The organism is Nocardioides sp. DN36, assembly GCF_055380375.1.
Window position 1 is genome coordinate 1,882,554 of the sequence record NZ_AP043823.1, and the last position, 22,656, is coordinate 1,905,209.

General features: G+C 72.5%; 19 protein-coding genes. 11 read left to right on the top strand and 8 right to left on the bottom strand.

Annotated elements, in window-relative coordinates; genetic code table 11:
• Positions 1 to 109: 109 nt before the first annotated feature.
• On the top strand, positions 110 to 559 hold the full coding sequence (locus tag ACZ43H_RS09970; RefSeq protein ID WP_464589848.1) for a DUF3093 domain-containing protein: 450 nt from the start codon (positions 110 to 112) through the stop codon (positions 557 to 559).
• 29 nt (positions 560 to 588) lie between these two features.
• Positions 589 to 906: a DUF4235 domain-containing protein gene (locus ACZ43H_RS09975; protein ID WP_379180247.1), complete on the top strand. Its 318-nt coding sequence runs from the start codon at positions 589 to 591 to the stop codon at positions 904 to 906.
• 92 nt (positions 907 to 998) lie between these two features.
• Here the strand turns inward: ACZ43H_RS09975 and ACZ43H_RS09980 are convergent, their stop codons facing one another.
• From ACZ43H_RS09980 to ACZ43H_RS09990, 3 genes are all read right to left on the bottom strand, one after another.
• The gene (locus ACZ43H_RS09980) at positions 999 to 1,289 is read right to left on the bottom strand and encodes a DUF4193 domain-containing protein (RefSeq protein ID WP_464589850.1); all 291 of its coding nucleotides are present in this window, start codon (positions 1,287 to 1,289) and stop codon (positions 999 to 1,001) included.
• A 172-nt stretch (positions 1,290 to 1,461) separates the two neighbouring features.
• Positions 1,462 to 2,262 carry an inositol monophosphatase family protein gene (locus ACZ43H_RS09985; protein ID WP_464589852.1) on the bottom strand — a complete coding sequence of 267 codons (801 nt, stop codon included), beginning with the start codon at positions 2,260 to 2,262 and terminating at the stop codon, positions 1,462 to 1,464.
• Complete coding sequence (locus tag ACZ43H_RS09990) at positions 2,259 to 3,371, bottom strand: ferrochelatase (protein WP_464589854.1); 1,113 nt, start codon at positions 3,369 to 3,371, stop codon at positions 2,259 to 2,261. The genes ACZ43H_RS09985 and ACZ43H_RS09990 overlap by 4 nt, the downstream gene beginning before the upstream one ends.
• A gap of 69 nt (positions 3,372 to 3,440) precedes the next feature.
• Here ACZ43H_RS09990 and ACZ43H_RS09995 point away from each other — a divergent pair, with 69 nt between their 5' ends.
• The 3 genes from ACZ43H_RS09995 to ACZ43H_RS10005 all read left to right on the top strand — a co-directional run bounded on the left by ACZ43H_RS09995 (position 3,441) and on the right by ACZ43H_RS10005 (position 7,981).
• Positions 3,441 to 4,637, top strand: coding sequence for an MFS transporter (locus ACZ43H_RS09995; protein ID WP_464589856.1), 1,197 nt, complete (start codon positions 3,441 to 3,443; stop codon positions 4,635 to 4,637).
• 255 nt (positions 4,638 to 4,892) lie between these two features.
• Positions 4,893 to 6,287, top strand: a complete 1,395-nt coding sequence (locus ACZ43H_RS10000) for an HNH endonuclease signature motif containing protein (protein ID WP_464589858.1) — start codon at positions 4,893 to 4,895, stop codon at positions 6,285 to 6,287.
• A 389-nt stretch (positions 6,288 to 6,676) separates the two neighbouring features.
• Positions 6,677 to 7,981 carry a D-arabinono-1,4-lactone oxidase gene (locus ACZ43H_RS10005; protein WP_464589860.1) on the top strand — a complete coding sequence of 435 codons (1,305 nt, stop codon included), beginning with the start codon at positions 6,677 to 6,679 and terminating at the stop codon, positions 7,979 to 7,981.
• Positions 7,982 to 7,985: 4 nt separating this feature from the next.
• On the opposite strand, the gene ACZ43H_RS10010 is transcribed toward ACZ43H_RS10005, so the two are convergent.
• The gene (locus ACZ43H_RS10010; RefSeq protein WP_464589862.1) at positions 7,986 to 8,633 is read right to left on the bottom strand and encodes a trimeric intracellular cation channel family protein; all 648 of its coding nucleotides are present in this window, start codon (positions 8,631 to 8,633) and stop codon (positions 7,986 to 7,988) included.
• A 133-nt stretch (positions 8,634 to 8,766) separates the two neighbouring features.
• Between ACZ43H_RS10010 and sepH the strand changes: the two genes are divergently transcribed.
• From sepH to ACZ43H_RS10025, 3 genes are all read left to right on the top strand, one after another.
• Complete coding sequence (gene sepH, locus ACZ43H_RS10015) at positions 8,767 to 9,771, top strand: septation protein SepH (RefSeq protein ID WP_464589864.1); 1,005 nt, start codon at positions 8,767 to 8,769, stop codon at positions 9,769 to 9,771.
• A 77-nt stretch (positions 9,772 to 9,848) separates the two neighbouring features.
• The gene (locus ACZ43H_RS10020) at positions 9,849 to 11,852 is read left to right on the top strand and encodes an SDR family oxidoreductase (RefSeq protein ID WP_464589866.1); all 2,004 of its coding nucleotides are present in this window, start codon (positions 9,849 to 9,851) and stop codon (positions 11,850 to 11,852) included.
• A 68-nt stretch (positions 11,853 to 11,920) separates the two neighbouring features.
• The gene (locus ACZ43H_RS10025) at positions 11,921 to 12,619 is read left to right on the top strand and encodes a hypothetical protein (protein WP_464589868.1); all 699 of its coding nucleotides are present in this window, start codon (positions 11,921 to 11,923) and stop codon (positions 12,617 to 12,619) included.
• Positions 12,620 to 12,655: 36 nt separating this feature from the next.
• Here the strand turns inward: ACZ43H_RS10025 and ACZ43H_RS10030 are convergent, their stop codons facing one another.
• Entirely contained in the window at positions 12,656 to 13,480 is an 825-nt protein-coding gene (locus ACZ43H_RS10030) for a sulfurtransferase (protein WP_464589870.1), read from the bottom strand.
• Positions 13,481 to 13,562: 82 nt separating this feature from the next.
• Here ACZ43H_RS10030 and ACZ43H_RS10035 point away from each other — a divergent pair, with 82 nt between their 5' ends.
• Positions 13,563 to 14,228 (top strand): thymidine kinase, encoded by a 666-nt coding sequence (locus tag ACZ43H_RS10035; RefSeq protein WP_464589872.1) that lies wholly within the window; start codon positions 13,563 to 13,565, stop codon positions 14,226 to 14,228.
• A 121-nt stretch (positions 14,229 to 14,349) separates the two neighbouring features.
• Positions 14,350 to 15,591, top strand: a complete 1,242-nt coding sequence (locus ACZ43H_RS10040; RefSeq protein ID WP_464589874.1) for an SGNH/GDSL hydrolase family protein — start codon at positions 14,350 to 14,352, stop codon at positions 15,589 to 15,591.
• A 12-nt stretch (positions 15,592 to 15,603) separates the two neighbouring features.
• On the opposite strand, the gene ACZ43H_RS10045 is transcribed toward ACZ43H_RS10040, so the two are convergent.
• The 3 genes from ACZ43H_RS10045 to ACZ43H_RS10055 are packed head-to-tail and all read right to left on the bottom strand — an operon-like array spanning position 15,604 to position 20,102.
• Positions 15,604 to 16,752 (bottom strand): alkaline phosphatase family protein, encoded by a 1,149-nt coding sequence (locus ACZ43H_RS10045; RefSeq protein WP_464589876.1) that lies wholly within the window; start codon positions 16,750 to 16,752, stop codon positions 15,604 to 15,606.
• A complete protein-coding gene (locus ACZ43H_RS10050) occupies positions 16,749 to 17,336 on the bottom strand; it encodes a DUF5998 family protein (protein ID WP_464589878.1) in 588 nt (195 codons plus the stop codon). Before ACZ43H_RS10050 ends, ACZ43H_RS10045 begins: the two co-directional genes overlap by 4 nt.
• Before the next feature lie 51 nt (positions 17,337 to 17,387).
• Positions 17,388 to 20,102 carry a bifunctional acetate--CoA ligase family protein/GNAT family N-acetyltransferase gene (locus tag ACZ43H_RS10055; RefSeq protein WP_464589880.1) on the bottom strand — a complete coding sequence of 905 codons (2,715 nt, stop codon included), beginning with the start codon at positions 20,100 to 20,102 and terminating at the stop codon, positions 17,388 to 17,390.
• A 79-nt stretch (positions 20,103 to 20,181) separates the two neighbouring features.
• Here ACZ43H_RS10055 and ACZ43H_RS10060 point away from each other — a divergent pair, with 79 nt between their 5' ends.
• Positions 20,182 to 22,656, top strand: a complete 2,475-nt coding sequence (locus tag ACZ43H_RS10060; protein ID WP_464589882.1) for a DNA gyrase/topoisomerase IV subunit A — start codon at positions 20,182 to 20,184, stop codon at positions 22,654 to 22,656.

A 22,656-nucleotide genomic window follows, 5' to 3' on the forward strand; every position in this document is an offset into this window, starting at 1 on the left:
ACCACCTCGATCGCGAGATCGGCGGCGGTCGCCTGGGCAGGGTCGTCGTGGGGCTCAACACCGGGGGTCACGGCGGGTGACCCTACTCCGGCGTGAAAGTGTTCTCCCCGTGGAGTACGACGAGCGGCTGGGCGTGCCGCTGCGCTGGTGGGTGCAGGGCACGATGCTGGTCGCCAGCCTGTGGCTGGCCGTGGTCGTGGCACTGCCCGCGGTCGTCGCGTGGGCCGTCTCCGCGGCGGCCCTGGCCCTGATGGCGCTGGTGCTGCTCTCCTACGGCTCGGCACGGCTCAGCGTGCGGGAGGGTGTCTTCCGGGCCGGACGCGCCCGGATCGAGGCCGTCCACCTCGGGACGGCCACTGCGCTGGACCCCGAGGAGACCCGGCGCACCGCCGGTCGCGAGGCCGACGCCCGTGCCTACCTGCTGCTGCGGCCCTACCTCAAGCGCGCGGTGCGGGTGCAGATCGCCGACCCGCGCGACCCCACGCCGTACTGGCTGGTCAGCACCCGGCACCCCGAGGAGCTGGTCCGGGCGCTGCACGCCCTCGCCGCGGCCGAATGACCCGCCCCGCCGCTGGGTAAGGTCCTTCCATGGCATCTGGTTCGAAGGTCTGGTCGGTCTTCTCCCTGGCCGCCGCGCTCGGCGCGGCCGCGGTGGCGAAGAAGACGCTGAACACCTCCTGGAAGGCGGCCACGGGCAAGAACCCGCCGGCCAACCCCGCCGATCCCGACGTGGACGTCTGGGAGGCGGTCCTGTGGGCCGCCGTCAGCGGCACGGCGATCGGGATCGCCCGCATGCTCGCCACCCGCAAGGCGGCCCACTACTACGCGCGGTCGACCGGTCACCTGCCGCCCGACCTGCAGAAGGACGACCAGGACGCCGACAAGGCGCCGACGCCGACGACCTGAGGTCCACCCGGCGCCCAGGAACGCCAGAAGGCCGCAACCCCGCTCGGGTTGCGGCCTTCTTCTTCGTTCAGGTCAGCGTGCCTTCGCCTCGCTCAGGCACAGTCCTTGCAGATCATCTTCTTGCTGTCGGCGAGCTGCGAGCGGTGGTGCACGAGGAAGCAGCTCATGCAGGTGAACTCGTCATCCTGCTTGGGCTTCACCTCGACCGCGAGCTCCTCGTGCGACAGGTCGGCCCCGGGCAGCTCGAACGACTCCGCGGCTTCCGCCTCGTCCTCGTCGACCTTGCCGGAGTTCTTGTCGTGACGCCGCGCCTTGAGCTCTTCGATGCTCTCCTCGGACTGTTCGTCCTCGTTCTTGCGCGGTGCGTCGTAGTCGGTCGCCATGCGTACTCCACTCCCCAGGCCAGCCACCCCACGCGGCTGGCCCAACACGTTGTCTCTTCCCCGCCGTCGGCGCCAGATTGTGCACCATCACGGGTGACCGTTGCACACCCGTCCCACGACGTGTCGCCTGAACAGTCGGTGACGGGCCGCTATTCCCCGAATTTCGGGACCTTCAGCCGACAAAACCCGCTTCCTGGACCGCTGCCCGGAACTCGTCGAACCCGTGTGAGGGGGCGCACACCATCAGGTGCCGTCCCCCCGCTCCCCGGGTCACCTCCGTGGTGGCCCCGGCGACCCGCGCGACCAGTCCCCCGGCGGCGTGGTCCCAGAGATTGACGCCCTCCTCGACGTAGGCGTCGATGCTCCCCTCCGCGACGTGGCACAGGTCGAGCGCGCAGGATCCCAGGCGGCGGATGTCGCGCACCCGGGGCAGCAGGTCGACCATCGCCCGGGCCTGGATGCCGCGCAGCTCGGCGTCGTAGTGGAACCCGGTGGCCACCAGCCGCTGCGACAGCGGCGCCGGGGCGCGTACGCCGATCGGCCGGCCGTCGCGGGTGGCCGTGCCGTTGCCGTCGGCGTCGAGGTGGGCGACGTACTCGGTGCCGGTCGCGGCGTTGAGCACCACCCCCGCGACGACCTCGCCGTCGCGCTCGGCGGCGATGGAGACGGCGTACTGCGGCAGGCCGTAGAGGAAGTTGACGGTGCCGTCGATGGGGTCGATGACCCAGCGGACCCCGGAGGTGCCGGGCTCCTCGGACTCCTCCTCGCCGAAGAAGCCGTCGTCGGGGCGTGCCTCGCGCAGGAGCTTGCGCAGCAGCGCCTCGCAGGCCCGGTCGGCCTCGGTGACGATGTCGACCTCGCTGGACTTGGTCGCGGCCACGGTCACGCCGCGGGCGGCCCGGTCACGGACCAGCTCGGCTCCTGCGCGGGCCGCCTGGAGGGCGAGCGCGGCGAGCTCCTCGCCGCCCGTCACCGGTCGGACCCGCACAGTGCGGGACGCTCGCCGCGGGGGTTCGGGCAGCAGCCGACGGGGCAGCGGTCCCACAGGGCGTCCAGGCTGCCGACGGCGGCACGCGCACGCTCCTCGCCGCGCTCCACGGCGGCCCGCTCGAGCAGCAGGTCCCGCACGGCCGAGACGAAGCGGGGGTCGACCCCGGCGGTCGCCGCGCGCCGGGCCGGCAGGCCGATCTCCTCGGCGGTCGCCATCGCCTCGGTGTCGAGGTCGTAGATGACCTCCATGTGGTCGGAGACGAACCCGACCGGCACCATCACGACCCCGGGGGCGCCCTTGTCCTTCAGGGACCGCAGGTGGTCGTTGACGTCCGGCTCCAGCCACGGGATGTGCGGGGCCCCGGAGCGTGAGCAGAAGACCAGCTCGTGGGCGTGACGGCGCCCGGTCTCCTCGCGGACCCGGTCCACGACCTCCTGGGCCACGCTGCGGTGCTGGGTGACGTAGGCCCCGCCCTCGGGGCCGCTGGTGTCGTTCATCGCCGTCGGGATCGAGTGGGTGACGAAGGCCAGGTGTGCGCCCTCGCGGGCGGAGTCCGGCAGCTCGGCGAGCGCCGCGAGGGTCGCGTCGACGACCGCCTCGACGAAGCCCGGGTGGTTGAAGTAGTGGCGCAGCTTGTCCAGGCGCGGGACGTCCTCGCGCTGCTCGCCCTGGGCGGCGACGGCGTCGGCGAGGTTCTCGCGGTACTGCCGGCAGGAGGAGTACGACGAATAGGCGCTGGTCATGAAGCAGGCCGCCCGGGTCACCCCGTCGGCGGCCATCTTGGCGACCGTGTCGGTGAGGTAGGGGTCCCAGTTGCGGTTGCCCCAGTAGACCGGCAGGTCGATCCCGGCGCCCGCGAGGTCCTCGCGCAGCGCGGCCAGGAACTCGCGGTTCTGGTCGTTGATCGGCGAGCGGCCGCCGAAGAGGAAGTAGTGCTCGCCCACCTCCTCGAGGCGCTCGCGTGGGATGCCGCGGCCACGGGTCACGTTCTCGAGGAAGGGCACCACGTCCTCGGGCTTCTCGGGACCCCCGAACGACACCAGCAGGAGGGCGTCGTACGGGCTCGTGTCTGGCTTCGGGCTGCTCGGCATGCGCCCATCGTAGGGAGCGCTGCGAATCCGATTGGTCGACCGTGCCCCCGCGGACCTACTCTCACCGCGATGGTGACGTCCTACCGCCGGGTGCTGTCCGAGCCCGGCACGCTGCGGTTCAGCGCGACCGGCCTGGTCGCGCGCCTGCCGATCTCGATGGTCGGCCTGGGCATCGTGCTGCTCGTCTCCGCCGCCACGGGCTCGTACGCCGTCGCCGGCACGGTCTCCGCGGCGTTCATGGTCGCCAACGCCGGGCTCGCGATCCTGCAGGGCCGGCTGCTGGACACGCTGGGGCAGGCACGGGTGCTCGCGACGGCCGCCGTGATCTTCGCCGCGGCCATGGTCGTGCTGGTCTGGTCGGTCCAGGCGGACTGGCCGGTGGGGGCGTCGTACGCCGCCGCGGCGGTGGCCGGCGGGGCCCTCCCCCAGATCGGCTCCAGCGTGCGCGCCCGCTGGTCGCACGCGCTGGACTCGTCCGCCGACGTCCAGACGGCCTTCGCGCTCGAGGCGGTCGCGGACGAGGTGGTCTTCATGCTCGGCCCGATCCTGGTGACGGTGCTGGCCACCGCCTGGGACCCCGTGGCCGGCCTGGTCGTGGCCGTGGTCGCCTGCGTCGGCGGGACCCTGGTCCTGTGCGCGCAGCGCGCCACCGAGCCCCCGGCGCACCCCCACGACCGCTCCGTCGGCCGCCGGCCACCGATGCCGTGGGCCACCGTCGTCCCGCTGGCGATCGTCTCGGCCGCCCTGGGCACGCTCTTCGGTGCTGCCGAGGTGACCACGGTCGCGTTCGCGACCGAGGAGGGGCACCAGGGGTGGTCCGGGCCGCTGCTGGCGCTGTGGGCGCTGGGGAGCCTGCTCGCCGGGCTCGCCACCGGCGCCGTCCGCTGGCGTCGCGGCCCGGCGATCCGGGTGCGCTGGGGCGCGCTCGGCATGGCCTGTGCGATGGCGCCGCTGGCCCTGGTGGGGTCGATCCCGGTGATGGCCGCGGTCCTGCTCGTCGGCGGCTTCGCGATCGCCCCGACCCTGATCGCCACCCTGTCGCTGACCGAGGAGAGCGTCCCCGCGGGCCGGCGCACCGAGGGCATGGCGATCATGCAGACCGGCCTCGTCGCCGGCGTCGCCCCCGGCGCCAGCCTCGCCGGTGTCGTCATCGACGCCCACGGCTCCTCGCCTGCCTACCTCGTGTGCTTCGCGGCCGGCGCCCTCGCCGCGCTCGCTGCGCAGGCGCTGCCGCGGGACGCGGCGCGGGTCGCTGTCGGCGAGTAGCGCCGGGCAGATGCCCGTTCGAGGGCTCCGTCCTGTGGGCAGTGGCTTGGCCGCGGCGCCGGGCTTGCGGGTCCCTGGTGGCAGCGGCCTTGGCAGCTACGCGGTGGGTACGCCGCGCTCGGCGCCGCTTCCCGGCTCGCGGTCCGCGGCGGCCGGGCCCGGCACCCGAAAGTTTTACCTTCGAACTTGCTCGGATGGGCCACGAAGCGTCCACAGGCAGGGACGAATGTCGGTGCCGTCTGAGACAATGGACTCATGTTCGAAACCGACGCATCTGGGGAGCCGGTCGAGATCGAGGACCTCGATCTCGACGGCCTGCTGGGCGTGCTCGAAGAACGCCGGCAAGGTGCTCGTGCGGAGGAGCGCGGCAAGCTGCGGGTCGCCGTCGAGTGGTGCGTGCGGCACCCCGCGACGGCCGACACCGGAGTGGCGACCTGGTGCGGACCCAGCGTCCTGCTCGCCGACGAGTCCCTGGGTGGGGACGGCACCCCGGCGGTGGCCGCGTTCGCCCCGGAGCCGTTCGCCGCGACCCTGGAGGTCTCCACCCAGGCGGGGATGGCGCTGATCGCCGACGCCCTCGACCTGAGGTACCGACTCCCCCGGATCTGGCGACTCGTGCAGCAGCTCGCGGTCGAGCCCTATCGGGCGCGGCAGGTCGCCCAGGCCACCCACCAGCTCTCCCGGGCTGCGGCGGCGTACGTGGACGAGGAGCTCGCATCCCGGCTGGCCTCCTGCGGGTGGAAGGCGGTCGAGACGACCGTCGCGCACGCGATCGCGAAGTTCGACCCCGACCTCATCGACCAGAAGGAGAAGCGCGGCCGGCAGGGCTGGCACGTCACCCTCCGCCACGACCACCCCGGCCAGTTCGACGGCACCAGCTACCTCGACGTCGCCGGCGACACCCTCGACCTGACCGCCTTCCACGACCTGGTCTGCGACCAGGCCGCCCAGCTCAAAGCACTCGGCGACACCGACGACCTCGAGGTCCGCAAGGCCAAAGCACTCGGCGTCATCGCCGCCCAGCAGGCCACCCTCGACCTCCTATCGGTCACCGGACAGGACACCGGACAGGACTGCGACCGGCCCGCGACACCGGTGAGGCCGATGAAGCCGCGGCCGCCGAAGACCCGGCTCTACCTGCACCTCTCCCTGGCCGACCTCGCCACCGGGTGCACGACGACCGCTGGCCCCGACGGTACCGACGGCGGGACGGTGACCGGGACGGTCGAGCGGCTCGGGCCGGCGACCATCGACCTGATCAAGGAGTGGGTCGGCCGATCCCGGGTCACGATCCAGCCCGTCATCGACCTCGCCACGACCACCGCGGTCGACGAGCACGACCCACCCGCGTGGATGGCCGAGCTGGTCATCCTGCGCGACGGGCACTGCGTCTTTCCCTGGTGCGCCGTGGACGCCCGGCATGCGGACCTCGACCACATCGAGCCCTACGTCCCGATGGACGAGGGCGGGCCACCGGGCCAGACCGCGCCCGACCGGCTCGCCCCCCTCTGTCGGCGACATCACCGAGCGAAGACCAGCCGCCGATGGCGATACCGGCGACGACCCGACGGCACTTATGAGTGGCACGGCCCCCACGGCCGCAGCTACCTCGTCACCCCGCACGGCACCATCCGGCTCGACACCAACTGAGACCCCAGCACCAGCAGGCCCGATCACCCCGCACCCACCGGGTCATCGGGCCTGCCGTGCTGCCCAAGATCGCAGTTCCGCCTCGGCTGCGGGGGGTCTCGACGACGCTCGCTGCTCGACCACCGGATCCGCCGACCCGCCGCTCAACCACCCCAGCGGGCGCGAGTCGAAGTGCCGGCGCGCACCGTTCGGGAAAGGCGACCGGCTGGCCTGTCACGCCGGACGGGTGCGCGTGGCCGGCGTCGACGTCGACTACAGCCAGGGCTGGCGGCGCGGCACCCAACGCATCGGCGGCGAGGTCGTCGTGCGGCACCCGCATCGGTGACCGGCGAGCGCGGACTGCACAGGAACCCGGCCGGCGCCGGGCAGGTATCGCCTACGCTCGCGACGTGGAGCAGTGGCGCAACTGGTCAGGGCTGGAGTCGGCGACCCCCCGGTGGGTCGAGGAGCCGGAGGACACCGCTGCGGTCGTGACCGCGGTCGAGAAGGCGCGCGCCGACGGCGGCACGGTCAAGATGGTCGGCACCGGTCACAGCTTCACGGGTATCGCTGCCCCCGAGGGCACCCTGCTGCGGCCGCAGCGACTCAGCGGGATCGTCGGGGTCGACCGCGACGCGATGACCGTCACGGCCCTGGCCGGCACGCCGCTCAAGGTCCTCAACGTCGAGCTCGAGCGGCTCGGCCTGAGCCTGCACAACATGGGCGACATCGCCGAGCAGACCCTGGCGGGCGCGATCTCGACCGGCACCCACGGCACCGGCGGTGTCGCCGCCGGGCTGGCCGCGCAGGTCGCCGGGCTGGAGCTCGTGACCGGGACCGGCGAGGTCCTGCGCGCGACCGCCGAGCAGAACCCGGACGTCCTCGACGTCGCCCGGGTCGGGCTCGGCGCGCTCGGGGTGCTCACCGAGATCACCTTCCGGGTGGAGCCGCTGTTCCTGCTCGAGGCCACCGAGCTGCCGATGTCGTGGGACGAGGCGCTCGGGTCGTTCGACCAGATGGCCGCGGAGAGCCACCACGTCGACATGTACTGGTTCCCCCACACCGACCGGATGCTCACCAAGCGCAACGACCGGCTCGACGCCGACCTCTCCGAGGCCCGGCCGCTGCCTCGCTGGCGGGCCTGGCTCGACGACGACTTCCTCTCCAACACCTTCTTCGGGGCCCTGACCGCCGGCGCGAACCGCGTGCCCCGGGCGATCCCCCGCATCAACAACCTCTCGGCCCGCGCCCTGTCCGCCCGCAGCTACAGCGACGTCGCGCACCGGGTGTTCACCGCCCGCCGCGACGTCGTCTTCCGCGAGATGGAGTACGCCGTCCCGCGCGACGCCGGCCTCGACGCGCTGCGCGAGGCGCGTCGCGCCGTGGACGCCTCGGACTGGCGGATCAGCTTCCCCGTCGAGATCCGGGTCGCCCCGGCCGACGACATCCCCCTGTCGACCGCGGGCGGTCGCGACTCGTTCTACCTGGCGTTCCACACGCACCGCGACGCCGACCACACGTCGTACTTCGCCGGCATCGAGGCGATCATGCGCGCCCACGACGGCCGGCCGCACTGGGGCAAGGTGCACACCCGCACGGCCGCCGACCTCGCGCCGGTGTACCCGCGGTACGAGGAGTTCCTGTCGATGCGCGACCGGCTCGACCCGGACCGGGTCTTCACCAACAGCCACCTGCGTCGGGTCCTGGGCGACTGACGGGTCAGACGCTCGCCGACCCGGTCGGCATCGGCGCCTGCCAGTTCCGCCACAGGGCGACCAGGCGCCAGACGATGCAGACGCCCGCGCCCGCCGTCGCGATCACGAGGACCGGGAGGTCGAGGCGGGAGCCGGCGACCGTGACGAACGCTCCCGCCAACGCCGGAGTGCCGTAGAGCTCCCCGCGGAAGACGACCGGCACGCGCGAGGCGAGCAGGTCGCGGGCCATGCCGCCGCCGATGCCGGTGACCATACCCATCAGCGCGGCCGGCACGGGGCCGAGGCCGTAGTCCAGCGCCTTGAGCGTCCCCGTGACGCAGAACAGCCCGAGGCCGAAGGCGTCGAGGACCGTGACCGCCCGCTCCCGGCGACCGACCGCAGGGTGGAACCAGAAGGTCAGCAGCCCGGCCGCCACCGGGACCAGGAGGTAGCGCCAGTCCTCGAGAGCCGCGGGTGGCGTCGCGTCGATGAGCACGTCGCGCAGGAAGCCGCCGCCGAGGCCGGTCGTGCCCGCGAGCACCAGGATGCCGAAGACGTCCAGCTCCTTGCGGACTCCCACCAGGGCCCCGGTGATCGCGAAGACGAAGATGCCGACCAGGTCGAGGACCACGAGAGTCGTCGTCGGCTCACTGACCGGGATCGCGGACGCCACGGAGGGAGGTTACCGGGGCGCGCCGCCGGGGTGACACGTCGTGCTCCCCCGCTGGCGTAGGCTCGGGCGCACCGAAGAAACCACGCTGACCAGCACGGAATCCACCACACGGAACCCAAGGAGCCGGACCCCCATGGCGCACCTCACGCTCGCAGGAGTGAGCGACGACGGGAAGCGCCTGCTCCTGGTCAGCGATGCGGGCGTCGAGTTCACCCTCGACATCGACGCCCGGCTCCGGGCCGCACTGCGCGGCGACCACGCACGCCTCGGTCAGTTGGAGACACAGATGGACAGCGCCCTCCGCCCCCGCGACATCCAGGCCCGCATCCGTGCGGGCGAGACGCCGGAGGCGGTCGCCCAGGCGGCCCAGACCACGGTCGACAAGATCATGGCCTTCGCCGCACCCGTTCTCGCCGAGCGGCAGCACGTCGCCGACCGCGCCCAGCGCTCCTCGGTACGCCGCCGCTCGGCCGCCGACCAGGCCGCCGGCGGCGCCCGCACCCTGGGCGACGTCGTCGCGGCCCACCTGCGCTCGCAGCACGTCGACCCCGAGTCCGTCGAGTGGGACGCGTGGCGGCGCGACGACGGCCGCTGGGCCCTGACCGGCGAGTTCGCCTCGACCAAGCGGTCCGGCCATGCGCAGTTCACCTTCGACGCCCCGGGCAACTACGTCACCGCCGACAACGAGGACGCCCGCTGGCTGCTCGGCGAGGTGGCCGTCACCAACCGCATCGCCGAGCCCCACGACGACCTGCAGCAGGCCCGTCGCCGGCGGCTGTCGGCGGTGGCCGAGGACGAGCTGCCGCTGGGCGACGACGCCATCGAGATGGTCACCGAGCCCGCGCTGGGCTCCGAGCAGCCCGTGGAGGCGTTCCTCACCGAGGAGCCCCCGCCGGCCGAGGAGCTGGACCTGCGCGAGGAGGCGGCCGACGCCGCCGCACGCGACCAGGCACCGGAGCCCACCCCCGAGCAGGCGACCGAGCAGGCGACCGGACAGCCGGCCGCCGAGGTCGCCGCGGAGGAGCCGGAGACCGTGGCCGAGGAGGCTCCTGCGCGACGTCCGGTGCGCAAGAGCCGGGGCCGGGCCTCGGTGCCGAGCTGGGACGAGATCATGTTCGGCGGCGGCAAGTCAGACTGATCCGGGACCGGGTGTGACGTCATCCGTCACACCTCAGCCCCTGCCCAACGGCGTTACCACTCGGTAGTCTCCCGCCCATGTCGTACTTCGTCACGGGGGCCACGGGCTTCATCGGCCGACATCTCGTCCAGGAGCTCGTCGACCATCGCGAGGGTGAGATCTTCGTCCTGGTCCGCCAGGGCTCGCTCGCGCGCATGGAGACGCTGATCCGCCGCTGGGGCTCCGACCGGGTCGTCCCCGTCGTCGGCGACCTCGCCGAGCCCGAGCTCGGTGTGGCGGGGAAGTGGGTCACCGAGCACCGCGGCAGCATCGACCACTTCTTCCACCTCGCGGCGATCTACGACATGACCGCCGACGACGAGACCAACGAGCAGCTGAACGTCGGCGGCACCCGCAACGCCCTCGGGCTCGCCGAGGCGCTGCAGGCCGGCTGCTTCCACCAGGTGTCCTCGGTGGCGGCGGCCGGTGACTACCACGGCCGCTTCGACGAGACGATGTTCGACGAGGGCCAGACGCTGCCCTCGCCGTACCACCGCACCAAGTTCGAGTCCGAGAAGATCGTGCGGGAGGAGGCGTCGGTGCCGTGGCGGGTCTACCGCCCCGCCATCGTCGTCGGCGACTCCCAGACCGGGGCCATGGACAAGGTCGACGGCCCCTACTACTTCTTCCCGCTGATGAAGGTGCTGCGCGACAGCCTGCCGGCCTGGCTGCCGCTGGTCGGCGTCGACCTCGGCGACACCAACGTCGTGCCCGTCGACTACGTCGCCGCGGCGATGGACCACATCGCGCACCTCCCCGACCGCGACGGGGAGGCGTTCCACCTCGTCAACCCCGAGCCGCAGCCGGTCGTGGACACGATCAACGCGTTCTGCGCGGCCGCGGGAGCGCCGCAGTTCGCGACCCCGCTCGACCGGCGGCTGACGCAGTCCGGTCCGCTCGGGCTGGTGCCGCGCGCGCTGCGGCCCCTGACCATCCTCAACGAGGTCGTCCGCTCCGGCCCGGCGCAGGCGATCCTCGACCAGACCGTCGGTCGACTCGGCATCCCCGCCGAGGTGCTGGCCCACACCTCGTTCAACGCGGTCTTCGACTCACGACGCACCGAGAAGGCGCTCGCGGGCTCCGGCATCGGCGTCCCCGACCTCGAGTCCTACGCCCGCATCCTGTGGTCCTACTGGGAGGAGAACCTCGACCAGTCGACCGGCCGCGACGCCCGGGTCCGCGAGGCGCTCACCGGGAAGTACGTCGTGATCACCGGGGCCTCCTCCGGCATCGGCCACGTGACGGCGCTGAAGGTCGCGCAGGCCGGCGGCATCCCCGTGCTCGTCGCCCGCGGCAAGGACAAGCTCGAGGACACCCGCGACGCGATCGAGCTGCGCGGCGGCACCGCCCACGTCTACCCGTGCGACCTGTCCGACCTCGAGGCGATCGACCGCCTGTGCGAGGCGATGTCCGCCGAGCTGCCCTCGATCGACTTCGTGGTCAACAACGCCGGTCGCTCCATCCGTCGGTCGCTGCGCCTGTCCCAGGACCGTTTCCACGACTTCGAGCGCACCATGCAGCTCAACTACTTCGGCGCGATCCGGCTGGTGATGGGCCTGATCCCGAAGATGCAGGAGCAGAAGCGCGGTCACGTCGTGAACATCTCGTCGATCGGCGTGCAGACCAACCCGCCGCGCTTCTCGGCGTACGTCGCCTCGAAGTCGGCGCTCGACTCGTGGAGCAACGTGGTGGCCTCCGAGCTGGTCGGCGACGGCATCACCTTCACCGGCATCCACATGCCGCTGGTGCGGACGCCGATGATCGCCCCGACCAAGATCTACGACAAGTTCCCCACCATCTCGCCCGCCCAGGCCGCCGACCTGGTCGTCAAGGCGATGGTCGAGCGCCCGCACGAGATCAACACCCTGCTCGGCAACGCCGGCGCGATCGCCCACACGGTCGCTCCGAAGCTGTCCTTCCGGCTGCTCAACATGGCCTACCACGTGTTCCCCGACTCGGCCGCCGCCAGGGGCGAGGCCGGAGGCACCCGCGAGTCCGAGCAGATCATGCTGGCCAAGATCTTCAAGGGCATCCACTGGTAGGAGACCCGAATAGGGCAGACGGGACCGAAATCCGCCCGGGGCAACCGCTGCCCGTCCCATGATGGGGCATGGACGGCGGCAGCCACGGCGGCGCACCGGACGCGGACCGGCGGGGCGGTTGGCCCCGGGAGACCTACGCTTGGCCGCTGATCGCCCTGGTGGCCGTCATCCTCCCGCAGGTCCTGGTGCCGTCGCGGCTGCGCGAAGGGCCCCCGCTGATCGTGCCGCTGGTCGAAGGGGTCGTGCTGCTGGTGCTCTTCTCGGTCGCCGCATGGCCCGGGCCGGTCCCGCGGGCGGCACGGCCGCTGGTGCTCACCCTGGTCGCCGTCCTGCTCGTCGCCAACACCGCCGCAGCCACCCGGCTGCTCGTCGTGATCATCCGACACACTCCCGCAGGACAGGAGCCGGCGACCGTGACGCAGCTGCTGGTGGGCGCGGGCATCGTGCTGTCCACCAACATCGTCACGTTCGGGCTCTGCTACTGGCAGCTCGACGGAGGTGGGCCCGATGCTCGTCGGAGCCACCCGCGGCCGTACCCGGACTTCCAGTTCCCGCAGACCGGCACCGAAGGCCTGGCCGCCCCCGGGTGGCAACCGCGATTCCCCGACCACCTCTACGTCGCGTTCACCAACGCGGTGGCGTTCAGCCCGACCGACACCCTGCCGCTCACCCACCGGGTCAAGGCGCTGATGGCGGTGCAGTCGCTGATCTCGGTGTCGGTCATCGGCGTGGTGCTGTCGCGGGTCATCAACATCCTGCCGCCGTGACCGTGCCTGGTGGTGCCGGGAGATCGACGCGGGACCTCAGCCGCGCTCGACCGGCCGCGCGGGGTCGGTGATCCAGCCGCTCCAGCTGCCCGGGTAGAGTCCGGCACGGATGCCGGCGACCTCCATCGCGATGATGTCGTGGACGGCGGTGACACCGGAGCCGCAGTACGCCGCGACGTCGCCGCGCACGCCCGCCTCCGGGGTGGCCCCGACCTCGGCGTACAGCTCGCGCAGCTCGGCGGCGGGACGGAAGCGTCCGTCCCCGGTGAGGTTGCGCGCCGTCGGCACGTTCACAGCACCGGGGACGTGCCCGGCCACGGGGTCGATCGGCTCGGTCTCGCCGCGGTAGCGCTCAGCGGCACGGGCGTCGACGAGCACCGGCACCTCGGGCACCCGGTCCGCCTCCACCACGGGCAGGTGACCGGGGTCAGCGGTGAAGTCGCCCTGGACTCCCCCGTCGACGAGCCCGGTCTCCACCGGGCCGCCCTCGCGGGTCCAGGCAGACCAGCCACCGTCGAGCACCCGGACGTCCGGGTGGCCGTGGAAGCGCAGCAGCCACCAGGCCCGGCCGGCGGCGTGCGCCGCCCAGTCGTCGTACACCACGACCGGCCGCGCCCCCGAGACGCCCGCGCGGCGCATCGCCGCCTCGAACACCGCGGCGTCGGGCAGGGGGTGCCGCCCACCCGCACCCGGCGGCGCGGCCAGCTCGGTGTCCATGTCGACGTACACCGCCCCCGGGACGTGGCCTCGCGCGTGCTCCTCGGGTCCGGCGGCCCCGCCGGTGCGGTAGCGGACATCGAGCACGGTCACGGTGCCGAGCAGCTCGCGCAGCTCGGCGGCGGAGATCAGCGGGCCGGTCATGGCGTCATCCTGCCGGACCGGCCCGGCCCGCGGCGCGCGCCGGTGGGATCGGCGCGTCCGGGCTGTGACAGGATCGGACCCCGTGGCTGAACTGCACTTCTTCACCGGGACCATGGACTCCGGCAAGAGCACCCTCGCGCTCCAGACGAACCACAACCACGCCGCGCGAGGACGGGTCGGCCGGATCTTCACCACCCGGGACCGCGCCGGCGAGGCCATGCTGTCCAGCCGCCTGGGACTGACCCACGAGGCGATCGAGGTCGGCGACGACTTCGACTTCTGGAACTACGTGGTGCGCTCGCTGACCCAGGGTGGCCGGATCGACTACCTGATCTGCGACGAGGCGCAGTTCTACACCCGCGTCCAGATCGACCAGCTCGCCAAGGTCGTCGACGAGCTCCAGATCGACGTCTTCGCCTTCGGCATCCTCACCGACTTCCGCAGCGAGATGTTCGCCGGCAGCGCCCGGCTCGTGGAGCTCGCCGACCGGATGAACGTCCTGCAGGTCGAGGCGCTGTGCTGGTGCGGCAAGCGCGCGACGCACAACGCGCGCACCGAGAACGGCGTGATGGTCGTCGAGGGCGACCAGGTCGTCGTCGGTGACGTCGACCAGCCCGAGGGCGAGGGGCCGGCCGAGCCCAGCGAGATCGCCTACGAGGTGCTCTGCCGCCAGCACCACCGGCGCCGGCTGACCGCCGCCCGCGCGAAGGCGGTCAGCCTCGCCCCGGAGCCGCTGCCGTTCGGCTGACGGCGACCGGGAGAACCTGGAACGGGTTCTTCCGCCCGAGGCCGATCTCCCCCTAGGTTGCTGGACGGTGCCGCCGCCGGTGGCGTCGCTCCACGGTCACGTCTCATTCTCGGGAGATCACGTGTCGTCCTCACCGCGCCCCCCGACCGCACGGCCGCTTCCCACCCGCGCCGTCGCCGGTCTGCTGCTCACCCTCCTGACCGGGCTCCTGGTCGCCGTCACCCCCGCTACACCGGCGATCGCCGACGGACCCGGCGCCGGGACACCGTGGGTCGTGACCGTCGGGGACTCCTACATCAGCGGCGAGGCCGGCCGCTGGGCCGGCAGCTCGAACAGCTCCACCACCGCGGCGGACGCGCTCGGGTCCACCGCCTACTACGACAACGGCAGCGGGGAGAGCATCCCGCGTTGCCACCGCAGCAAGGCGGCCGAGGCCTACATCGGCGGCGGGGTGAACGGGCTCAACCTGGCCTGCTCCGGCGCCACCACCGCGACGACCACCGGGACATACTTCAAGCCCGGGCTCGACTTCTACGACGACGGTGCCGGTCACCTCGGCCAGGCGAAGGCGCTCCAGCAGTTCGCGACCACCCACAACGTCCGCATGGTCGCGGTGTCGATCGGCGGGAACGACTTCCACTTCGCCGACATCGTGCAGAGCTGCGTGACCGACTTCCTCTCCTCGCCCACCTGGTTCAAGGACTACTGCAAGGACGACAGCTCGGTCACCGCAAACTTCACCACGGCCAACGTCGCCGCCGTGCGCGCCCGCATCGCCGCGGCGTACACGAACATCCGCACCGCCATGCGCAACGCCGGCTACGCGGACGGCTCGTGGACGCTGCTCGTGCAGAACTACCCGTCGCCGCTGCCCCGGGGCAGCGGGTTCCGGTACGCCGAGTCCGGCTACACCCGCCAGTCCACCGGCGGCTGCGGCTTCTGGAACGCCGACGCCGACTGGGCCAACGACACGGCACTGCCCACGATCAACGCCGCGGTCACCGGGGCCGCCGCCGACGCCGGCCTGAGCAACGTGCGGACCCTCGACCTCTCCCAGGCCTTCAACGGCCGCCGCCTGTGCGAGAGCTCGGTCGGGCTCTACGAGGAGAAGGGGCTCACCTCCTGGACCCAGGCGGGCGCGGTCGACCGGACCGAGTGGGTCAACCAGATCCGCACCGTCTCGACCTGCTGCTCGGGCAGCCCCTACTACATCCAGGAGTCCCTGCACCCGAACTACTGGGCCCAGCTGGCCACCCGCTCCTGCGTGCGCCAGGCCTGGAACGCCGGTGCACCGCGCAGCGGCAGCTGCGCCATCGCCGGGACCGGGCTGGTGAACGGCGAGCCGCGGATGACCCTGCGGTGACGGAGTCGGCCGTCAGCAGACCAGCATCGGGATGAGCATCTCCTCGGGCGTCAGGGAACCGTGCAGGCCCACCAGCGTGGCCTCGTAGGGGAAGTCGGCCGTCGAGAGGATGGCGGTGTCGCCCCGGGCGGCGACGACGACGTCGCCGAGCCGGGGCCGCACCGCCGGCTCGACCGCGCCGAACCAGCCGCGCGCCACGGCGGTGTCGCGACTCATCACCTCGGCCCGCGGGCCGAGCACCGCCGACCAGGTCGCCACGACGTCGTCGACGGCACCCCGGTGGCAGTAGAGGTGGCGGAAGCGCGCCTCGCCGCCGAGCAGCGCGACGCCGTCGCGCAGCTCGTGGTGCTCGTCGACGTCGACCCGCGCCTCGGTCGGCGAGTCGACCATGCCGTGGTCGGCGACGACCAGCAGCCGGGTCGACGGCGGCAGCGCGTCGCGCAGCTGCTCGGCCTCGGAGTCGATGATGGAGAGCTGCTGCAGCCACTGGCTCGAGGAGACGCCGTACCGGTGTCCGGTCCAGTCGAGGTCGCCGTCGTAGAGGTAGGTCAGCGACGGGCGGTCGTACGACGCCGCGACGGCCGCCGCGATCCGCTCGCCCACCTTGTCGGCCCCGACGTAGTCCGCGCCCCGGTGGGCGGCGATGGTGAGCCCGCTGTTGACGAACTCGCGCTTGTTCACGACCGTCACGCTCGCGCCGGTGGACCGCAGCCGCGAGAACGCCGTCGGGTGCGGCTGCCACTCGACCGGGTCGACGTCCTTGTCCCACAGCAGCGCGTTCAGCAGCCTGCCGGTGCCCGGCACCCGCGAGGTGAACCCGACCAGGCCGTGCGCCCCGGGCGTGAGCCCGGTGCCGAGCGAGGTGAGGCTGGTGGCCGTCGTGGACGGCACGCCGGCCGTGCCGGGCAGCTGCTCGTCGAGGAGGCTGGAGAGGAACGGCGCGGCGTGGGCGTAGCGCTGCAGCAGCCGGGCACCGAGCCCGTCGACGAGGAAGACGACGTACGCCGGGGCGGCCGGCAGCGGCAGCTCCGTCACCTCGTCACCCAGGGGGACCCCGAGCGCCGCGGCGACAGCGGGGACCACGTCACCCAGCGAGCGCTGGTGGTAGCGCGGCTCGACGAACCCCGCGGCCTCGCCGGGCCGGTCCCCCGTGACGGTCACGCGCCGTGCGTCCGCGCGGAGAGGGACTCGGCGAACGACAGCAGCCCGGCCACCGCCTCGGTGCCGTCGGCGGCCGCGGAGACGCGGAGCGAGAAGTCGTCGGAGGCGAGCACACCGGTGTAGCCGTGGTCGGCCTCGCACTGGGGGTCGCTGCACCCGGCCGGCTCGAGGTCCACCCGGCTGACCCCGCCCCAGCCGATCGTCATGACGGCCTCGGCGGGCGGCGTCGGCCCGGAGGTCGGGTTGGCGATCATCCTGGTCACCACCACCGACTTGACCGCCGAGAGCCGCACCGCCTCGGTCGAGGTGGACGTGTAGGGCTCGGGCAGCAGGTCGTCGCCCGTGTGCTCGTCGGTGTGCGCGAGGACCAGCCGGGACGGGGTGAGCACGACCACGCTCAGGTGGCGGCGCACCTCGTCACGCTCGAACGTCGGCTCGTGGTGGACGAAGAACGACACGACCTGCTCCCCCGCGACCGCGGACTCCACGCCGTCGGCCACCACCTCGGGGTAGTAGCCGGTGCGGTTGATGGCGTCCCGGAGCTCCAGGGTGCGGTCCCGGTCGTCGGTGGTGCGGCTGCGCATGGCTGCAGTCTGTCACGCGGTGCGCGCCGGACCCGGCCCGGCGTGGCGACGTCAGCCCGGGATGGTGTCGCCGGGGTGCTCCGGCAGCCGGCGCACGAACCAGTCCGACCGCGGGTCGGCCACCGGGTCCACCCGGGCGGCGGCGGTCAGGACGGTGGCCCCCTCCGCGCCGGCCAGCACCAGCGACAGCTCCAGCGAGCTGATCTGGGGCAGGTCGTTCTGCAGCTGGGCCACCCGCCGGATCAGCCGCTCGACCTCGGCGACGTCGACCACCTCGCTGCCGCGGTAGCCGAACAGCATCGGCGAGGACTTGATCTCGCGGACCATCGCCGCGGCGTCGCGCTCGCCGAGCGGCGGGATCCGGTAGGCCTTGTCCGCCAGCAGCTCGATCAGCGGGCCGGAGATGCCGAAGGACACGACCGGGCCGAAGAGCGGGTCCTCGATGCTGCGGATCGCGATCGGCACGCCGGGCGTGGAGTTCTTCTGCACCACGAACCCGGCCTTCTCCGGCTCGGTGATCCGGTGCGTCAGCGACTCCCAGGCGTCAACCATCTCCTCGGGCGTGTCGATGTTGCGCCACACGTGCGCCTGGTCGGGCCGCTCGCGCAGGTGGTCGGCGGTCGCCTTGAGCACGACGTCCCAGCCCAGGTCCTCCCCCGCCCGCTGCGCCTCGTCCTCGGTCGTCACCTCCCGGGTCTCCCACAGCTCGATGCCGTAGGCCCCCAGCAGCGCCGTCAGGTCGGACTGGTCCAGCTCGACGCCGTTCGGGTGCCGACGCAGCAGGTCGTTGACCAGGCGCTTCGCGGCCGGCTGGTCGACCTCGTCGGGCCCGACCGGCGGGCCGTCCGGGGTGCGCAACCACACGGCGTACTCCACGACGCGCGCGAGCGCGCGGACCGCGGCCTCCACGGCGGGGTACGACGGCACCGAGCCGCGGCCCGCCGTCGAACCGGCCACGTCGGGCACCCGCAGCAGCTCCGGCACGCCCTCGGCGCCGAGGAACGACGAGACCAGAGGCTTGTCGGACTGCTCGCCGACGGCCGCCAGCACGTTGGCGACGTCCTCGCCGGACACGTTGAGCGGCGGGATGTAGACCGCGACCACCGAGTCGACCTCGGGGTCGTCGATGGCGGCGTCGAGGGCGTCCTCGAAGTCCTCGGCGGTGGCCTCGGCGCCCAGCGCGACGGACTTGTTCACGACCAGCCCCACGGCAGCGGCCGCGTCGGCGGCCAGCAGGCCCAGCGCGTCGGAGTTGCCGACGATGGCGACCCGGCGCCCGCGCGGCAGCGGCTGGTGGGCCAGCAGCTGGGCGACGTCGAACATCTCCTCCAGGGTGTCGACCTGGATCACCCCGGCCTGGCGGAACATCGCGTCGACCGCCTGCGGCGGGGCCGCGATCTTGCGGACCGCGTGGCCCATCGGCACGCCCTGGGTGGTGCGGCCGGAGCGGACCGCGATGATCGGCTTGCGCAGCGACACCCGGCGGGCGATGCGGGAGAACTTGCGCGGGTTTCCGATCGACTCGAGGTAGAGCAGCACGACCTCGGTGGAGTCGTCCTCCTCCCAGTACTGCAGCAGGTCGTTGCCGGAGACGTCGGCGCGGTTGCCGGCGCTGACGAAGGTCGAGAGGCCCAGGCCCCGGTTGTTGACCTTCTCGAGGATCGCCGAGCCCAGGGCCCCGGACTGGCAGAAGAACCCGGCGCGACCGCGCGGCGGCATCACGCCCGACAGCGAGGCGTTCAGGGAGACCGCCGGGTCGGTGTTGATGATGCCCAGGCAGTTCGGGCCGATGAGGCGCAGTCCGTAGGAGCGGGACAGCCCCACCAGGCGGCGCTGCCGCTGCCGGCCCTCCTCGCCGGTCTCCGCGAACCCCGAGGAGATGACCACGAGACCGTGCACGCCCTTCGCGGCGCAGTCGAGCACGACGTCCTGCACCGCGTCGGCGGGCACCGCCACGATCGCGACGTCCACCTCGTCGGGGATGTCGCCGACGGTGGGGTACGCCGGGAGGCCGGACACCGCCGCCGAGCTCGGGTTGACGACGTAGACCCGGCCGGTGAAGTCACCCATCACCAGGTTGCGCACCAGCGCCTGGCCGATGGTGTCCTGCCGGCGGCTTGCGCCGATCACCGCGACCGAGCGCGGGTTGAAGAACTTCTCGATGGACGCGGCCTCGGCGCGGTGCTCGCGGTTGATCATCAGGCCGATGGCGGTGTCGGTCGGCTCGATGGGGAACTCGAGGGCCAGCACGCCGTCCTCGTACTCGCTGGCGACGCGGTAGCCGGCATCCCGGAAGGTCTGGATCATCCGGCTGTTGTCCGGGAGCACCTCGGCGACGAACCGCTCGATCCCCCGCTCCCGGCCCGCCTGGGCGAGGTGCTCGAGCAGCAGCTGGGCGATGCCGCGCCCCTGGTGCCGGTCCTCGACCAGGAAGGCCACCTCGGCCTCGCCGGGTCGTACGACGTCGTACCGGCCCACCGCGATCATCTGCCCCGAGAGCGTGAGCACGAAGGCCACCCGGTTCACGTGGTCGACCTGGGTGAACCGGGCGACGTCGCGGTCGGAGAGGTGCGGCATGGGCGAGAAGAAGCGGTAGTACTTCGACTGGTCGGAGACGCGTGCGTAGAACTCGACCAGGAGCTCGGCGTCGGCCGGCCCGATCGGCCGGATGTGGGCGGTCCGCCCGTCTCGGAGCAGGACGTCGGCCTCCCAGTGGCGCGGGGCGGCCGGGACCTGGTCCTGCTGGGTGTCCTCGGTGCCGGTCACGGGGCGAAATCTAGCGTGCGCACGTGAATGCGGCGTGCCCCCGACGTTTCGCTGGACCACACCTTGGAGAATGACCCGCATGGCACCGCGTACGAAGAAACAGGAGCTGCCCGACGACTTCGAGGAGCACATCCTCGACATCGACGTCGGCGACGAGATGCGCTCGTCGTTCCTGGAGTACGCCTACTCGGTCATCTACTCCCGCGCGCTCCCCGACGCCCGCGACGGTCTCAAGCCCGTGCAGCGCCGGATCCTCTACACGATGAACGACATGCGGCTCCTCCCCGACCGCGGGCACGTGAAGAGCGCCCGCGTCGTCGGTGAGGTCATGGGTCGGCTGCACCCGCACGGCGACGGCGCCATCTACGACGCCATGGTCCGGATGGCCCAGCCGTGGTCGATGCGGCTGCCGTTCATCGACGGGCACGGCAACTTCGGCTCGCCCGACGACTCCCCCGCCGCCATGCGTTACACCGAGGCCCGGATGGCGCCGGCGGCCGTCGCGATGACGGGGTCGATCGACGAGGACACGGTCGACTTCAAGCCCAACTACGACAGCCGCGAGTTCGAGCCGTCGGTGCTGCCCGCGGCGATCCCGAACCTGATCGTCAACGGCACGACGGGCATCGCGGTCGGCATGGCCACCAACATCGCCCCGCACAACCTGGTCGAGGTCGTCCAGGCCCTGCGCCACCTGATCAACCACCCGAAGACCGACGTCGAGGGGCTGATGCGGTTCATCCCGGGCCCGGACCTGCCGACCGGCGGCAAGATCGTCGGCCTCGAGGGCATCCGGGACGCCTACGAGACCGGCCGCGGCACCTTCCGGATGCGCGCGACCGCCCGGGTGGAGTCGGTGACCCCGCGTCGCAAGGGCATCGTGGTCACCGAGCTGCCGTACGGCGTCGGCACCGAGAAGGTCATCGAGCGGATCAAGACGCTGGTCCAGGGCAAGAAGCTGCAGGGCATCTCCGACATCAAGGACCTCACCGACCGCGAGAAGGGCCTGCGACTGGTCATCGAGGTCAAGAACGGCTTCCACCCCGAGGCGCTCCTCGAGCAGCTCTACAAGCTGACCCCGATGGAGGACACGTTCGGCATCAACAACGTCGCCCTGGTCGACGGCCAGCCCCGCACGCTGGGGCTCAAGGAGATGCTGCAGGTCTTCCTCGACCACCGCTTCGAGGTCGTGCGGCGGCGCTCGCAGTTCCGGCGCAACAAGAAGGCCGAGCGCCTGCACCTCGTCGACGGCCTGCTGATCGCCCTGCTCGACATCGACGAGGTCATCCAGGTCATCCGGGGCAGCGACGACGCGGGGGCCGCCAAGGAGCGGCTGATGACGGTCTTCGACCTCTCGGTCCCGCAGGCGGAGTACATCCTCGAGATGCAGCTGCGCCGGCTCACCCGTTTCAGCCGGATCGAGCTGGAGAAGGAGCAGGAGACGCTGCGTCGCGAGATCGAGGAGCTCGACGCGATCCTGAACGACGACAAGCTGCGCTGGAAGGTCGTCTCCGACGAGCTCGCCGAGGTCGCGAAGACCTACGGCACCCCCCGTCGTACGGTCCTGCTGGAGTCGGCGGGCACGACGGTCACCTCGGCGGCGGTCCCGCTCGAGGTCGCCGACGACCCCTGCTTCGCGTTCCTGTCCTCCAGCGGCCTGCTGGCCCGGTCCACGACCGACGAGCCGCTCGGCTCCGGCGGGGGGCGCACCAACCACGACGTGGTCGTCTCCGCGGTCCGCACCACCGCCCGCGGCGAGATCGGGGTGGTCACCTCGCGCGGCCGGCTGCTCAAGCTGAGCGTGCTGGACCTGCCGGCGATCCCGTCCTCGGCCAACGACCCCAACCTGCAGGGTGGCGTGCCGCTGTCCGAGGTGCTCTCGCTGGACGCCGGCGAGCGGGCCCTGGCCCTGAGCGCGCTGCCCACCGACGGGCCGGGCCTGGCGCTCGGCACCCGGCAGGGCGTGGTCAAGCGGGTCAACCCCGAGGTCCTCAACCGGGACGAGTGGGACCTGGTCTCGCTCAAGGACGGCGACGAGGTCGTGGGCGTGCTCGACCTGGCCACCGGCCAGGAGACGCTGTGCTTCATCAGCTCCGACGCGCAGCTGCTCCACTTCGGTGCCGACGCGGTGCGCCCGCAGGGCCGCTCCGGCGGCGGCATCGCCGGGATCCGGCTCGCCGCCGGGGAGCAGGTGGTCTGGTTCGGCGCGGTCGACCCGACCGGCTCGGTCGTCGTGACGGCCTCCGGGTCGTCCACGGCCCTGCCCGGCACCGAGCCCGGCTCGGTCAAGGTCACGCCCTTCACCGAGTACCCGCCCAAGGGGCGCGCCACCGGTGGGGTGCGCTGCCACCGGTTCCTCAAGGGTGAGGACGCGCTGGTCTTCGCCTGGGCCGGCCCGGCCCCGGCCCGTGCCGCGGCCACCAGCGGTGCGCCCGTGGAGCTGCCCGAGGCCAACGGCCGCCGCGACGGCTCCGGGATCCCCGGCAGCCAGCCCATCGCCGCGTGCGCCGGCCCGGTCGCCGACCGGCTGACGCCCACCGTTGTGGAAGGCTGA